At 48.8% G+C, this 14005-nt stretch carries 14 protein-coding genes; 9 read left to right on the plus strand and 5 right to left on the minus strand.

The window, feature by feature from the left end; translation table 11 throughout:
- Positions 1-19 precede the first annotated feature (19 nt).
- Complete coding sequence (locus tag HQN87_RS20190; RefSeq protein ID WP_173137023.1) at positions 20-856, minus strand: class I SAM-dependent methyltransferase; 837 nt, start codon at positions 854-856, stop codon at positions 20-22.
- A 269-nt stretch (positions 857-1125) separates the two neighbouring features.
- The gene (locus HQN87_RS20195; RefSeq protein ID WP_173137025.1) at positions 1126-2436 is read right to left on the minus strand and encodes an amidohydrolase family protein; all 1311 of its coding nucleotides are present in this window, start codon (positions 2434-2436) and stop codon (positions 1126-1128) included.
- Positions 2437-2595: 159 nt separating this feature from the next.
- On the opposite strand from HQN87_RS20195, the gene HQN87_RS20200 reads away from it, so the two are divergent.
- The 8 genes from HQN87_RS20200 (at position 2596) to HQN87_RS20235 (ending at position 11191) form a co-directional block, all read left to right on the plus strand.
- Positions 2596-3027 carry a MarR family winged helix-turn-helix transcriptional regulator gene (locus HQN87_RS20200; protein WP_173137027.1) on the plus strand — a complete coding sequence of 144 codons (432 nt, stop codon included), beginning with the start codon at positions 2596-2598 and terminating at the stop codon, positions 3025-3027.
- Between the two features lie 137 nt (positions 3028-3164).
- On the plus strand, positions 3165-3794 hold the full coding sequence (locus tag HQN87_RS20205) for a hypothetical protein (protein WP_173137029.1): 630 nt from the start codon (positions 3165-3167) through the stop codon (positions 3792-3794).
- 512 nt (positions 3795-4306) lie between these two features.
- Positions 4307-4744: a GNAT family N-acetyltransferase gene (locus tag HQN87_RS20210; protein WP_254075581.1), complete on the plus strand. Its 438-nt coding sequence runs from the start codon at positions 4307-4309 to the stop codon at positions 4742-4744.
- A 92-nt stretch (positions 4745-4836) separates the two neighbouring features.
- Entirely contained in the window at positions 4837-6213 is a 1377-nt protein-coding gene (locus tag HQN87_RS20215) for an extracellular solute-binding protein (protein WP_173137031.1), read from the plus strand.
- Between the two features lie 143 nt (positions 6214-6356).
- Positions 6357-7247, plus strand: a complete 891-nt coding sequence (locus HQN87_RS20220) for a carbohydrate ABC transporter permease (RefSeq protein WP_173137033.1) — start codon at positions 6357-6359, stop codon at positions 7245-7247.
- 18 nt (positions 7248-7265) lie between these two features.
- Positions 7266-8090, plus strand: a complete 825-nt coding sequence (locus HQN87_RS20225; RefSeq protein ID WP_173137035.1) for a carbohydrate ABC transporter permease — start codon at positions 7266-7268, stop codon at positions 8088-8090.
- A gap of 93 nt (positions 8091-8183) precedes the next feature.
- Positions 8184-9953 (plus strand): cache domain-containing sensor histidine kinase, encoded by a 1770-nt coding sequence (locus tag HQN87_RS20230; protein ID WP_173137037.1) that lies wholly within the window; start codon positions 8184-8186, stop codon positions 9951-9953.
- A 5-nt stretch (positions 9954-9958) separates the two neighbouring features.
- Positions 9959-11191, plus strand: a complete 1233-nt coding sequence (locus HQN87_RS20235; RefSeq protein WP_173137039.1) for a response regulator — start codon at positions 9959-9961, stop codon at positions 11189-11191.
- 15 nt (positions 11192-11206) lie between these two features.
- Here HQN87_RS20235 and HQN87_RS20240 read toward each other — a convergent pair whose 3' ends face one another.
- The 3 genes from HQN87_RS20240 to HQN87_RS20250 all read right to left on the minus strand — a co-directional run bounded on the left by HQN87_RS20240 (position 11207) and on the right by HQN87_RS20250 (position 13112).
- Positions 11207-11980 carry a GNAT family N-acetyltransferase gene (locus HQN87_RS20240; protein WP_173137041.1) on the minus strand — a complete coding sequence of 258 codons (774 nt, stop codon included), beginning with the start codon at positions 11978-11980 and terminating at the stop codon, positions 11207-11209.
- 7 nt (positions 11981-11987) lie between these two features.
- On the minus strand, positions 11988-12776 hold the full coding sequence (gene murI / locus HQN87_RS20245; protein ID WP_173137043.1) for a glutamate racemase: 789 nt from the start codon (positions 12774-12776) through the stop codon (positions 11988-11990).
- A 165-nt stretch (positions 12777-12941) separates the two neighbouring features.
- On the minus strand, positions 12942-13112 hold the full coding sequence (locus HQN87_RS20250) for a hypothetical protein (protein ID WP_173137045.1): 171 nt from the start codon (positions 13110-13112) through the stop codon (positions 12942-12944).
- A 124-nt stretch (positions 13113-13236) separates the two neighbouring features.
- On the opposite strand from HQN87_RS20250, the gene HQN87_RS20255 reads away from it, so the two are divergent.
- Entirely contained in the window at positions 13237-13743 is a 507-nt protein-coding gene (locus tag HQN87_RS20255; RefSeq protein ID WP_367272757.1) for a GrpB family protein, read from the plus strand.
- The last annotated feature ends 262 nt before the right edge of the window (positions 13744-14005 follow it).

A 14005-nucleotide genomic window follows, 5' to 3' on the forward strand; every position in this document is an offset into this window, starting at 1 on the left:
TCTTGGTGAACGGCGGGAACTATAACTTTTGCACCACATAGATCAGATTCATTCCACAATCAAGAGTGCCAGGTAATTTGGTGAACGCAATTTCTTTTTCGACGATTAGCTTCCAGAATTCTTTGTCGTTGCGGGCGTTATCTAAGGCAGAATCTCCTGCTTGCGTAAATAAACCAGCGGAGCTTCTCTCTTGAACCGTGACAGGAAACTGGGCAAATAAAGCATCCATTTCACTGCTTCTCATCATATGAACGTAATGCTTGCTCTCCACGGGATAATGCTCTTCATCCTGAACACCTGTATCCATAATCCACCTTGTAGCTTCAAGCCCGAATAAGTCCTTTTCATACCTGATCCCTTCAAGATAATGGAGTGAAGCGCCAATGAAACTCATGGACCCAACAATTAATACGCCATCCGGTTTCAAGACTCTGAGAATTTCTTGTATTCCGTCCTTCTCTTTGTCCAAAAGATAATTGATTACACCGCCAATACAGACCACACCATCGAAAGAAGAATCTTCAAAAACACTCATATCCAGCACATCTAAAACATGGTATGCCTGTATTCTGTCAATCAGTGATAGCTCGCGCATTTTGGACTTGTTGAACTCAATCTGATGACTGGACAGATCTGCAACGGTCAATTCAGCGCACATGGGAACAAGATCCTTGGTATATCTTCCTGATCCTGCACCAATCTCCAAAACTTTATCGGAAAGTTTAATATAACGCTTCAAAATATCAAGATGCACCTGGTACAAAAGCTCGCCATGCCCATCTTTTTCAAGTCGTGTCCATTCACGGTCACCGTAGTTATCATACCGGGTTCTTGGAATTTCGGGGTTGTAACTCATGCAAGCATCTCCCTTTAAATTTTGATTTTATAATCGGGGTAATATCACTAATATCGCTTTCACTCATACAACCACCTCCAATTTGGTCCCGCTTGTAACCCATTATACTAGAACTCGCTGCGATTATGACCCTTAATTTTCCAAACTATAATATTGAGCATTTCTGAACTCAAGAAAACAGGGATACCGGAAATAATCACCCTCATCATTCGCTTTGCATGTCGAGGGCGGTCAATGTTTTAAATGGTTAACGGGGACAATGAATCTAATTAATCTCGTTGCTGCACACCCTTGAACCACACGGATTTGATTGACAAGGTATCCGAGATGTTGATTGTCGGATCACCGGTTACTAAAATAAGGTCAGCGCGTGCACCTTCGGCAATACGACCGCGATCATTAAGACCAAAGCAACGGGCCGGTTTTGCGGTAGCTGACTGAAGCGCTTCTATCGCAGTGAACCCGGCCTTCACCAGCAATTGCATCTCATGATGGACGCTGGCTCCATGAGCAAGGCCGCCAAGATTCGGAACAGGGACCGGCGCGACATCCGTCCCAACCAGAATATCAACTCCGGCACGGTGTAGGTCCATCACATTTTTAAAGCTGTTGTCCATATTGCCTTGCGGAAACGTATTGAAGCTTGAATTCAAAATATCGATCCAATCCGAACTTAGTTTGGAATGAACACGAGGATCATTCGCCAATTCCGAAGCCGGATTTCCAATGATAGATGAATTCAACACTAAGCACGGTGTAACAAAAGCGCCTGAAGCCGCTATGGACATTACTAACCTGGACGTATACTCGGGTCTGTCGATAAACAAGTGTCCCAAACCGTCGACTCCTAGATCAATGGCCTCTTGCGATGAAAGAGCCGTCAATACGTGGGCGATGACCAGCTTATCGAACTTGTGGGCTTCTGTCACGGCTGTTTTTAGAATCTCGTCGCTTAGTACAGGCAGGCCGGGCACACCCATGACCGTTCCTTCTTCAATCATGATTTTAATATAGTCGGCGCCATTCTCCACTTGGGTATGCACATGTTTAACCGCTTCTTCCACCGTCGTCACTTGCGGTATTTCTTCGTGATCGTGAGCGTATGCGGCCAACATCGATTCCCGGTCTTCCTCTGATAACTTCGCTAGTTCCTTTAATACGAATTCCGGTATTTCATCTCCATCTGGCAATAATTCATCCGGGTGTCCGCCCGGAGCAGTGATCGCCATGCCAGCAGAACGGACGTCTGCGACGTCATTCACATTTTTCAACTGAATCTCGCGCCCTCTTTTAGTAAAATCGCCGTTCATTTCGAGTTCAGTCGTCACGCCAAATTTTAGTGCATCTCGTAATCCGCCGATCGAGGTGTGGACATGTGCATCAACGAGACCAGGCAATAGAGTCGCATTTTCTCCATCAATAATCGTTGCATCGGCCGGAAGCTCTCCGCCCACTGATATTATGGACTCCCCCTTAACGACAATATGTCTTGGCGCAATAATTTGATTTCCATCAAAAATACGTATATTCGTAATTGCCGTAACTTGTTCTAACGCAGCATTTTGTGTGACCTTCTCCATTTGAATTCCTCCCAAGTGTTTGTAATCTAAACAATTAGAATAATAACTATTAGTTAACTAACTGTCAATTGGCTAATATTTATTTTGACAAGCCTATAGGATCACAGTATAGTTTAGTTGCTTAAAGTTAGATTGCTAACAATCACAGGGGGGACGATCATGCAATCCCGAGAGATTACGCCTTATCTGGATTTGTTTCAGATTATCGGTCTTAAGTTAAAGAAAAGAGCGGACGAAAGTATAAAAGAGCAGGGGTTAAACGCTCAACAAGGAAAAGTAATCGATTATATTTACCAGAACCAAAATAATCATATTATTCAAAAGAATCTTGCCGATCGGTTTCACCTACGTGGGGCCAGTATTACAACCATGCTTCAAGGTCTAGAACAAAAAGGGTTCATCGAGCGCAAAATCCCGGCCAATAATGAACGGCAAAAAAATATATATGTATTGCCAAAAGCGATCGAACTGATTGAGGAATTTCAAGATTCGTTCCGAAAGGTAGAGGAAGAAATTGTTCAAATCCTTACCGAGGAGGAGAAGCAAATCTTGAAGGAAATATTGATCAAAATTAATGAACGATTATCATAAAGGAAAAACCATCCTATTTTAGAACTTAATTATCAATCTTTGTTGATATTTCCTTGTTAATTGGAGGACTTTGTAGGATTTAACGAGGACGAATGGTTACTCTAGTTGTGCAATGAAAGAAGAAAGGGTGAGCATCCATGGAAGCAAATGTGTTAGAGCGTCTACCAGATCCAGCAATGTTACAAAAGCTAATGAAAATCCAAGCAGCACTGAATATTATTCTTTGTCAGGAGGAATGGCTTCGTTACCATAGCTATGTTCAAGATTGGAATGAGGGCGTTGCTATGGCGAAAATAGATAATGGATCAGGGGATCATCTATTTATTTTATTCTCTCCTGAAGGCTCCATCATAAAAGGCTTCGATCATGAATCTGGATTAAGCCCATATGCGCAGGATGAGCATAAAGTATGGCAAGGGATTTATGATGATGTCCCCAAGGAATTATTATCATTACTCGAAGACGATGCCATTGAAAAAGACGATGTGACTTTTTGTATTTGGTGTAAAAACAGTGACACGAACTGGCACAAGGGGAACGTTGAGATTCCAGAAGGTGCAAGCGATGGTTCTGATTTTTTACTGGGCTGTATATTCCATACACCAGAGGATTTTGAGGAATTTGCATCAGATTATTTTGATTTACCCCTATCCTTAGAGGTTGTTGCAAAAATCTACGATGATGTCCCCATTACGGAAGAGATGATCCATATCTTGAATTCCAGCTGTGATGTAAAGGAAGTTCTTCAAGAATTAGCGTTATTATGAAGCAGCAACAGTCGAAGACTTCATAAAAAAGTCTTGGAAGGTGGCATAGCGTAAGGAGAAGTGCTCTTTGAATGATCCGGAGGCCGCATGAGTAAATGAGGAGCTTAGAATGTATGCGGAAAACCGAACACAATTGGACCGGGTGAGTAGCGTAAGCCGAATGTAATCGGAAAACCGAACACAATTAGACCGGGTGAGCAGCGTAGACCGAATGTAATCGGAAAACCGGACACAATTGGACCGTGAGCGCAACCGTAGGCCGGATGCCCCGGAAATGGTTAGATGGGTACGGTGGAGGTTAGCCAACGAGTTGTATGAACCGCAGAGGTATATACATTATCCAACCGAAGGGTGATTCTGTCCTTTCATGTGTTCCTCCCAGAAGAGGACAACCTGTCGGCCTGCCCCTTGTTCCGATATTAAATGTTCACCGCAGTGCCGACGAAGCTTCAAGTTCGAAATTTAAGTGTGTCTTATAGCTTATATACATACAATATACGAGGTGACCCAAGATGGATTCTATGGCAAAAGTAAGGCTTGCATCCTCAACCGATGCTGAACATCTTTCCATACTCAATCAGGAATTTAACGGCGGTGTACCAAGACCCGCAGCTAAGATCAGGGAACAGTTGAATATAAACCGTAATGAACTGATTGCCGTAGCGGAGATGAACGGTAGAATCGTGGGTTTCGGCTGTGGTCAATGCTATTCTTCCTTTTGTTATGATGAGCCCTATGGAGAAATTACCGAACTCTACGTAGAAGAAGCCGCTCGAAGACAAGGAATGGCCCGTGCTCTTATTGCTTGCCTGGAAGCAAATTTCAGACAACGCGGAGTGAAGAGTATAAAGGTACTGACCGGCAGAAGCAACATTGCAGCCATTTGCACCTATGAACAGTGCAGCTATGTTAAAGATGACGAACAGATGCTAGAGAAACATCTTACCTAGAAAAAACAAACCTTATTTCTGCAGTTCCCACCTTGTTGGAACCCCCCGGCATGATGATAATTAGCTTATCACGACATAGGGGGCATTAATGAATGGTCAACAGAAAAATGAAGCAAACCGCCACCATCACGTTCGCAGCAGTTATGGCAATGAGCCTGGCCGCATGCGGCAACTCGAACAACACCTCCGGCACGAACACTAAGGACAATGCGGCACCGAATGCGGCCGCAGGCAGCGGCAATGCCGCCGCTACAGACGCACCCAGCGACAAGAAAGTAACGATTACCTTCCAGAACATCTATCCCGATCCCGCAACCCCGGCTTACAAAATGATCAACGAGCTGTCCGAGCAATATCAGAAAGAGCATCCCAATGTAAAGATTGAACTCGACACGCTGAACACCGACCAGCAGAAGGTGAAGCTCAAAACACAGGCGGCGTCCAAAGAAGTGCCGGACATTACGATCGTTAACCCGGCTGCGCAAATGAAGCCTTTTGTCGATGCCGGATTGTTCGCCCCGCTGAATGACATGCTGGAGCAGAACGGCCTGAAGGACACCTACCAGGAGGGCTTACTGGATTATTACAGCTTCGACAATAATGTGTATGCGCTTCCAGACGGCAATAACATTGAAGTGGTCTACTACAATAAAGATCTGTTTGCACAGGCAGGAATCGCTGCCCCTCCAACAACCTTTGAAGAGATGCTTAAGGATGTCAAGATCCTGAAGGATAAAGGCATTACTCCGCTGGCCATCGGCGAAAAGGATTCCTGGACCGGCTCTTTCCTGTTCATGAACATTCTGCTCCGCACCAACGGCGGCCCCGGCTTCCTGCAGGATGTGCTTGACGGCAAAAAAACCTTTGAAGATCCTGCCTTCGTAGAAGCAGTAGACGCCTTCCAGGCACTGGTTCAAGCGGGCGCTTTCCCTGATGGTGCAACCTCCATTGATGCCAATGCCGGCGGTAACATTTTCAAAACAGGCAAAGCGGCGATGTGGTCCATCGGTTCCTGGGAGACCGGCGCGATTGATGCTTCCCCTGTAGCCGGTAAAGTCGGAGCGTTCCAATTCCCTACCGTGAACGGCAAGGGTGATCCTAACGAATTCATGCTTGCGCCAGGCAGTGCCTTTGCCGTATCGGCCAATAGCGAGCATCTGCAAGAAACCAAAGACTTCCTGAACTTCTTCGCCTCCGAATATCCTAAGAAACAGTTTGAACTGAAGAATGCGGTAGGGATCGGTCAAAAGGTAGACGGCGACCTTAAGGCAGCCGGTTACTCGGATCTGGCCGTTAACATTGCCGGTCTGTTCAACCAAGTGAAGGGCGGTGACCTGGCATTCGATAACACTATGAACCCGGCAACCGCACAGGTTCATCTCAGCAGCATTCAGAACCTGTTCGTCCAGAAGATGGATTCCGCCGCAGTCGCCAAAGAGCATCAGGCTGCTTTTGAAGCCAACAAATAAGCCGCAAGGCACTGAACAGTCTATACCCTTACAGTAAACGTTAAGTGGTCCTTCCCGGTGCGAAGCAAGCGGACTAAGGCTTCTTCGCACCGGGTTTATCTATGAATAGACAAAGAATCTGCTTGATTTAGGAGGCGGGAAAGATGAAAGTACTTAAGGTGCCGGCACGCACAATAGCCGTCTTCATACTGCCATGTCTGCTCTTGTACGTGTGTCTGGTGTTTGTTCCCATACTGGTATCATTATATACGGGCTTATTGAAGTGGGATGGTCTGACCTCTTCGCAGTTTATCGGCTTCGGCAATTTCAAAGACATGTTCCTGAATGATCCTGTGTTCTGGCCTTCCGTAAGAAGAACCCTGCTGTACGCAGTGGCGTCCATGCTGGAAATTCCGCTCTGCCTGGGCATGGCGATCCTGCTTAACCGCTATTTGCGCAGAGCGAACACACTGGTGTCGGTCTACTTCACACCGGTTATCTTGTCGGTAGTTATTATTGGACAACTCTGGAAAACCATCTATAACCCTACCTCCATGGGAGGCATGCTGAACGGGGTGCTGGTGTCACTCGGTCTGGACAGCTGGACACACAACTGGCTGACCGAGCCGAATATTGCAATGTATTCTCTGTACCTGGTGTCACTGTGGCAGTATTTCGGCTACCATCTGCTTATCCAGTATACCGGGGTGCAGAATATTCCCGATGAGCTGTATGAAGCGGCAAAAATTGACGGAGCGGACGGATTCAAAGCGGATCGTTACATCACACTCCCGCTGATCGTTCCGATCTTCAAAATATCGATTATCCTGGCGTTTATCGGTTCCCTGCAGGCGTTCGATCTCGTCATGGTGATGACGGGCGGCGGTCCGGCACATGCGACCGATGTCATCTCCACGCATATGTATAACAGTTCCTTCATGTCCTTCAAGTATGGCTATGGCAGTGCGATTGCGACGTTCCTCGTTGTGGTTTGTCTTGTTTTTACCGGCATCATCAACACGGTCTTCAATCGGCTTGAGCGAAAATACAATTAGGAAAGGAGTGCGCGAGCCATGCGTAAATTCAAAAAAGGAATCGTGTATCTTCTTTTTGCCATTCCTGTGATCACCCAGCTCTACCCGCTGTTATGGCTGCTGCTCTATTCACTGAAGACCAACGAAGAGATTCTGGACGGGAGCTTCTTTTCCTTTCCGAAGAAATTTCAGTGGCATAATTACTATGAGGCGTACACCTCAGGCAGCTATCTGAAGTACCTGTCGAACAGCGTGTTCGTTACTGCGCTTACGATGATCTGTGTCATTCTGCTGGCCTCGATGGCAGCGTATGCCATCTCCCGGTTCCGCTGGAAATACGGCAATGTCGTGATGACCATTTTCCTGATGGGGATGATGATTCCGATGCAGGCTACGCTGCTGCCGCTGATGATTATTTTCAAGAACATGCATATTCTCAATACCCACTGGTCGCTGATTCTGCCTTACATCGCGTTCTCCACGCCTATCGCCGTGTTCATCCTGAGCGGATTCATGAGAGCCATCCCGCATGAGATTGAAGAATCGGCGTTCATCGACGGGGCGAGCGTGTACCGGATCTTCCGCAGCATCATCCTTCCCGTGTCGGTACCTCCGGTTATGACCGTATGTATTCTGACCTTCATCAATATCTGGAACGAGTACATTCTGGCAGCGACCTTCATCTCTTCAGAGAGGCTCAAAACCCTTCCATTCGGGGTCTACACCTTCGTCAGCCAGTATTCGGTCAACTACGGGAACATCGGTGCATTCCTCGTTATGGGCGCGCTGCCGGTGATTCTGATCTACTTCTTCCTGTCCAATCAGATTACCAAAGGGATGGTGGCCGGGGCTGTAAAGGGATGAGCTGAAGATCCACAAATTCATGCATTGCATATAAAATTGGTAAAGATTTATAATAGGAAACGGCAGGACAAGGTGTTGAAAGGAGAGAGTCCTATGAAGAGCGGCTTTCATTCCATCCATCATCGGTTGTTCTTGCTGTTTCTTTTTTGCATGTCCAGTATTCTGCTTATTGTCAGCCTGCTGTACTATAACCGGACTACGGACCAGCTGCATGAGAAGATCAGCGATTTGTCGCAAAAAAACGTCGCCCAGACCGCAGGCCTGTTCACGCTTCTGTATAAGGGCTATGACGCTTTGTCCAAATCGCTCAGCAATAACTTCGAGATGATTCGTCTGATTAATGAGAAGACGGATGAGCCGGCGGTGGCTTTTATCAATGAGCAGACCGTGACGAATATTATCGGCTCGATTTTTTATTCGCGGGATGATCTCGTGGGGATTCATGTCATTACAGACAGCGGCAAGATTTATAACTATGGCAATTATATGAATGTGGTCGATCCGGATTATGCCCAGGAGGACTGGTACCGGCAATTGCAGGCGTCTTCGGGGAAAATGGTCTGGCTCGGGGTGTATCAGCACTCCCTGATCGACCAGGTGGAGGATAGCCCTGTATTCGCCTTCGGGCGGCAACTATATGATCTGAATGAGCATAAGCCCATTGGCATTGTGCTGTATGAGACCAACCCGCAGCCGGTGCTGGATGCCCTGGAGAATCTCAAGCTCGGAGAGCATAGCCAGGTCTACCTGATGTCCCCGGATGGACGGTTTGTCACCTCCGCTACAGACCCGGAGCCGGATGCTGCCCGTCTGCCTAAGCTGCCCGTCTCGGATCATGTGATGGTTCAGCGTGAGAACGGCCAGCTGGTCGTAGCCTCCAAGCTCTCCTTCTCCGGCTGGTGGGTGATGAGCATTACCCCGGATCAGGATCTGAATGTTGAACTGAATGAGATGAAGCGTTATCTGCTGATTGTGATCTCGGCCCTGATCCTGGTCTCGACGCTGATTGCTTCCATTGTGTCGCAGACGATCTCATCACCGCTGAAGAAGCTGATCCGGGAGATGCGGCAGGTAGAGGTCGGTAACTTCCGCGGAATGGTCAAAGTGTCATCGTATCAGGAGATTAATATTCTCGTCGCTTCCTTCAACCGGATGGTCCGGCGGATCGAGGAGCTGATTGAACGGGTCAAGCTCTCGTCGGTCAGCGAGAAGAATGCCGAGCTTCACGCCTTGCAGTCCCAGGTGAACCCGCATTTTCTCTACAATACCCTGGATATGATCTATTGGATGCTGGATGAGGAGGGCAACGAACAGCTGGGCGAGCTGGTGCTCTCCTTGTCTTCAATGTTCCGATACAGCAGCCAGTGGGAGGACGGGGCCGAGGTGAGCCTGCGTGATGAGCTGGAGCAGATCGGCCATTATCTGAAGATCATCTCCATCCGGCTGGAAGGCCGGCTGCAGATTATTACCGATATCGACGAACGCTGGCTGACGATCCGTGTCCCGAAGATGACGGTACAGCCGGTCATTGAGAATGCGGTTAAGCATGGACTGGAGTCTCTGGGACGCCAGGGGATTCTGAAGGTCTACACCCGGCAAGAGGGAGCCCGTCTCCGGTTGATCGTTGAAGATAACGGAGACGGAATGAACGAAGAGCAGCTGGCGCGGCTGCAGGAGTCTCTGAACGGGGACAAGCCGGGTCTCAGTACCAGGGAGAGCGGCAAAAGCGGAATCGGGCTGCAGAACCTGCACCGCCGGCTGCAGTTCATGTTCGGTGAGGGCTATGGACTGCAGATCCAGAGCTTCCCCGGGGAGGGGACACAGGTTGCCATTGTACTGCCGATTTCAGTGGAGGGAGAATAGCCGAAGTGAATATTCTTATAGCCGACGACGAACGGGTCATCCGTGAAGGCATCAAGCGCACCATCGGTCAGATCAGCCCGGAGCATCAGGTATTCGTTGCCTCCCGGGCGGAAGAAGCGGTCAAGATTCTGGAAGAGCAGCGTATCCATATTGTACTAACCGATATTCTGATGCCCGGCATGAACGGTCTTGAATTCATGAGAATCTCCAAGCGCCGTTACCCGTACGTGAAGTGGATCGTCATCTCTGCCCATAGCGAATTCTCTTATGCCCAGGAAGCAGTCCGGCTGGGTGCCCGTGACTACCTGCTGAAGCCCATCGGCAAAAGCAAGCTGACCGAACTCATCGACAGCCTGAACCATGAAATCCAGCAGGACAACAAAATCTCGCGCCAGGGTGAGCGGCTGAAGACCAGTCTGAGATTCCTTCGTGAGGGTGTCTTCCAGCGGCTTGCTTCAGGGCTTGATATCGGGAATCTGGATATTGATGCATTCATCGAAGACTATAGTCACTTCTATCTGGTGATGATTCAGCTGGAGCCCGGGGACCGAAGTGTCCGGCTGGAGCATTTCATCGTGGAGAATGTGCTGTCAGAGCTGATTGAGCGGTATGGACGGGGATTCGTGGTCAGCTATGACCGGCAGAACCTGCTGGGCCTCATCACCCCGGGGGAGAATGTCCGGGTGGAGCAGTTCCAGGAGGAGGTCAAGACTCATCTGACCCATTATTTGAAGATCCCTTTTCAGATCATTCATTCGGGGCTTAGTTACGATTTCCATACTGTGCCGCAGGTGGTGAAGCGGATGCGTGAGGCTTCGGCCTCCCAGGGGCCCTTGCTTGAGCCGATGAAGGGCAGCGGCGAGAAGGCGATTGAGGTTGCGCTGCACTATATCAAGGAGCATTTCTATGAGGAGCTGTCGCTGGAAAAAATGGCCTCAGTCGTATTCCTCAATCCGGCCTACTTCAGCCAGCTGTTCAAACAAAAGACGGGGCAGGGCTACAAGGAATATGTCACCTCGCTCCGGCTGGAGCAGGCGAAGCTGCTGCTGCTGAACCCCAAGCTGAAGCTGGCTGAAATTGCTGAACGGGTAGGATACCAGGACATGCGTCATTTCACCCAAATGTTTCGTAAGAAATACCACCTGACACCGACAGAATACCGCCAGCAGGAGCAGATTAGCATTCTTATGAGCAAGGGCGGTGGAGACGAAGCCGCAGACCAGCCTGGCAATCGCTAACCCTGCCCGTGCTCATCAATAATTAATCCAGTGCTCCAGTGTTACAGCGCGGGTAAGTCCAATGGATTCGGCCAGGCGGATGGAGGCGAGATTGTTCTCCAGCACCTGGTACCTTGGGATGTATCCTCTTTGCAGGGTATGGAATACCGCTGTACGGACTACGCGCTGAGCCAATCCGCGTTGTCTTGCAGCTTCTGCCGTATGTACGCCGCCAATCTCCCAGATTCTCTCCTCGTTGCGGTACACCATACATGTACTGAGTGGGGTATTACCGTCAAAGAGGGATACCGAGAAGGCCCCGTCCTGAAAATATTGCCTGATCTCCTCTAACGAATAATCATTCGCCATCCATAGCGGCAGCAGACGTTCATCTATAGATTCACTGAGAATGCAGGCCTCATCAATGCTGAACAGCGGGGCTTCGTCTGTGGAGTAAGAGTAGAGACTACGGACCCGGTGCAGCGTGAAATACGCTTCCAGTGCCTGGCGGTAAGCGTCCTCCTGGAGCTTGAAGACGAGCTTGGCGTCCCGTGGCAGCAGCTTCAGCAGGGCAGGGAAGACTTCAGGGCTGCTATAGTCCATAAGCACAACGGTGTCAGCTTCCGGGTAGGTCCGGTGATCATAACCGAAGGTTGTAGCAGGCATCAGCAGCAGCACACCCCACTGATCCTCTTGTTCAACCAGAACGCTGTCTATTTGAGCATGATAAGCAGTCATCATTTTGAGCAACGTTACATTCTTCAGGGGATTCCGGCGCAACCTCTCCATTATTGCTGTATAGTGACTCATTGTAATATCACTCCCGTTTCTCAATTTCATCGAGCCGCTTGAACAGACTGTAATATTTAGCTAGTGTAGCGGGATCGTCTACTTGTACATTGGATCTGAAAAAGAGGATCTCCCCCGTACCCTGGTTCACCTGATCTTTAGCTTCAAGGAGGTGTGCCAAATGCCTGGCTGTTCCCATGCTGCCGGAGATGAAATTAACCCCCGGAGGGAATACCTGCCGAAGACTCTCTACGAAATAGGGGAAATGGGTACATCCGAGGACCACCGTGCTGTACCGTTCAAGCTCCAGATGAGCCAGTTCCTTGTACAAATAGGGAATGATCGTCTTGTCGTCAAACTCAAAGCGCTCTGCAAACTGAACGAGTCCGGGAAGCGGCAGGCTGTCTACAATTTCCCCGTGATCTATGCGGTGAACCAGATCATGATACTTCTTCTCCTGGAGCGTTAAGCGCGTCGCTAAGACCAGGACCTTCTTCTGTTTGCCTTCCGATTGTTCCACCGCAGGCTTCACTGCCGGCTCGATCCCCAGGACCGGGAAGTCATACCGCTGCCGCAGCTCTTCGATAACAATACTGGTGGCTGTATTACAGGCAATCACCAGAGCTTTTATATTATGCCGGGCTATGAATTCTACAGCTTGAAGGATGTATGCTCTGACTTCAGCCTTAGTCTTGTCCCCGTAAGGAACATGTGCAGTGTCTGCATAAAAGAGGTAATCTTCTTGCGGCAGGAACTTCAACGCCTGATGAAGCACCGTTAGTCCGCCAATCCCGGAGTCAAAAAATCCAATTCGCATACGTCCACTCTTTCCGTGATTATTAAAATGATTCCACTATTCTACCATTAGAATTATAGTATAACTATACCCGCCCAGACAAAAGACCGGGCTCCCGCCTCTGTTGCAAGAAGGGGAAGCCCGTTCCTCGGGACCTGTAATAAGCATGGGTTTCAGACAGTATCCTTAGCTCTCGTTCTTGGTAACGCCATTCAGACTTGGCACCACATCCTCCGCTTTATCCGGATTCACCATCTGGGGAATTTCGGTAATGCTGGAGTGGTTCTGCTGGTTGTTCTTGGAATCGGCACGGTTGTCAGCACGGTCATGCTTCGGGTCTGCACTGTTCTTGGGCATACTGTTCACCTCCATCTCTACGGGGTAGTATGAGATAGTGGTTTGTATTTTATGCCAGCAGCGCGAATCGCTTAGGGTTCAAAGGAGGAGAAAGATCATCGCAGAGAGAACGAAGGTTATTGAAGTGGTTCCCTATGACCCGGCCTGGAAGGCCGAATATAGGAGAATTGAAGCCCGGATACTGGACATTGCCGGAGATCTGATCATTGGCTCAGAGCATGTGGGCAGTACCTCAATCGAAGGCCTGTGGGCCAAACCGGTCATTGATCTGGATCTGGTGATGGAGAGTTATGATAAGCTGCCGGAGATCATCCGGAGACTGCAGCAGTTCGGTTATGAGCATCAGGGGAATCTGGGAATCGAGGGAAGGGAAGCCTTCCAGAGCTTGCAGGATGACGGATTCATGAAATACCACCTTTACGTATGTCCTAAGGACGGGAAAGGCTACCGGGAGCATATTGCTTTCCGCGATTATCTGCGCAGCCATCCCTCGGCCCGGGACGAATATCAGGCGGTCAAGCAGCGGCTGGCTGAAGAATTCCGCTATGATATCGACGCTTACTGTGAAGGTAAAACTGCGTTCGTACAGTCTATTTTGCAGAAGGCGGCACAGAATCGGAATACCATATAAGGAAATACTTGTATTAATGAGATTTTTAAGGTAAATTATAGGTATGACTTTCGGATGAAGTTCTGCCGGAAGCGCAGCTTAACTAATGGCATATGCAAGCCGAAGAGGAGCATTTCCCCCAAATGCTCCTTTTTGGTGTGAACTGCGGTTCTAAGGTGCGGACGAAACTGTCTGAAGAACATACCGGATCACGAAGAAGGCAATGATCAGGATGGAGAAGGCCCCCAAGAGCAAAGAAACAAGGTCCCTGCCTGAACGTCTG

This window comes from Paenibacillus tritici (genome assembly GCF_013204885.1).
GTDB classification, from domain to species: domain Bacteria; phylum Bacillota; class Bacilli; order Paenibacillales; family Paenibacillaceae; genus Paenibacillus_AQ; species Paenibacillus_AQ tritici.

Excerpts from the sequence above, each read along its gene's own strand:
- HQN87_RS20215 (WP_173137031.1), top strand. The coding sequence starts at position 4,837 with ATGGTCAACAGAAAAATGAAGCAAACCGCCACCATCACGTTCGCAGCA.
- HQN87_RS20195 (WP_173137025.1), bottom strand. The coding sequence starts at position 2,436 with ATGGAGAAGGTCACACAAAATGCTGCGTTAGAACAAGTTACGGCAATT.
- HQN87_RS20210 (WP_254075581.1), top strand. The coding sequence starts at position 4,307 with ATGGATTCTATGGCAAAAGTAAGGCTTGCATCCTCAACCGATGCTGAA.
- HQN87_RS20240 (WP_173137041.1), bottom strand. The coding sequence starts at position 11,980 with ATGAGTCACTATACAGCAATAATGGAGAGGTTGCGCCGGAATCCCCTG.
- HQN87_RS20200 (WP_173137027.1), top strand. The coding sequence starts at position 2,596 with ATGCAATCCCGAGAGATTACGCCTTATCTGGATTTGTTTCAGATTATC.
- HQN87_RS20205 (WP_173137029.1), top strand. The coding sequence starts at position 3,165 with ATGGAAGCAAATGTGTTAGAGCGTCTACCAGATCCAGCAATGTTACAA.
- HQN87_RS20190 (WP_173137023.1), bottom strand. The coding sequence starts at position 856 with ATGAGTTACAACCCCGAAATTCCAAGAACCCGGTATGATAACTACGGT.
- HQN87_RS20220 (WP_173137033.1), top strand. The coding sequence starts at position 6,357 with ATGAAAGTACTTAAGGTGCCGGCACGCACAATAGCCGTCTTCATACTG.
- HQN87_RS20230 (WP_173137037.1), top strand. The coding sequence starts at position 8,184 with ATGAAGAGCGGCTTTCATTCCATCCATCATCGGTTGTTCTTGCTGTTT.
- murI (WP_173137043.1), bottom strand. The coding sequence starts at position 12,776 with ATGCGAATTGGATTTTTTGACTCCGGGATTGGCGGACTAACGGTGCTT.
- HQN87_RS20225 (WP_173137035.1), top strand. The coding sequence starts at position 7,266 with ATGCGTAAATTCAAAAAAGGAATCGTGTATCTTCTTTTTGCCATTCCT.
- HQN87_RS20250 (WP_173137045.1), bottom strand. The coding sequence starts at position 13,112 with ATGCCCAAGAACAGTGCAGACCCGAAGCATGACCGTGCTGACAACCGT.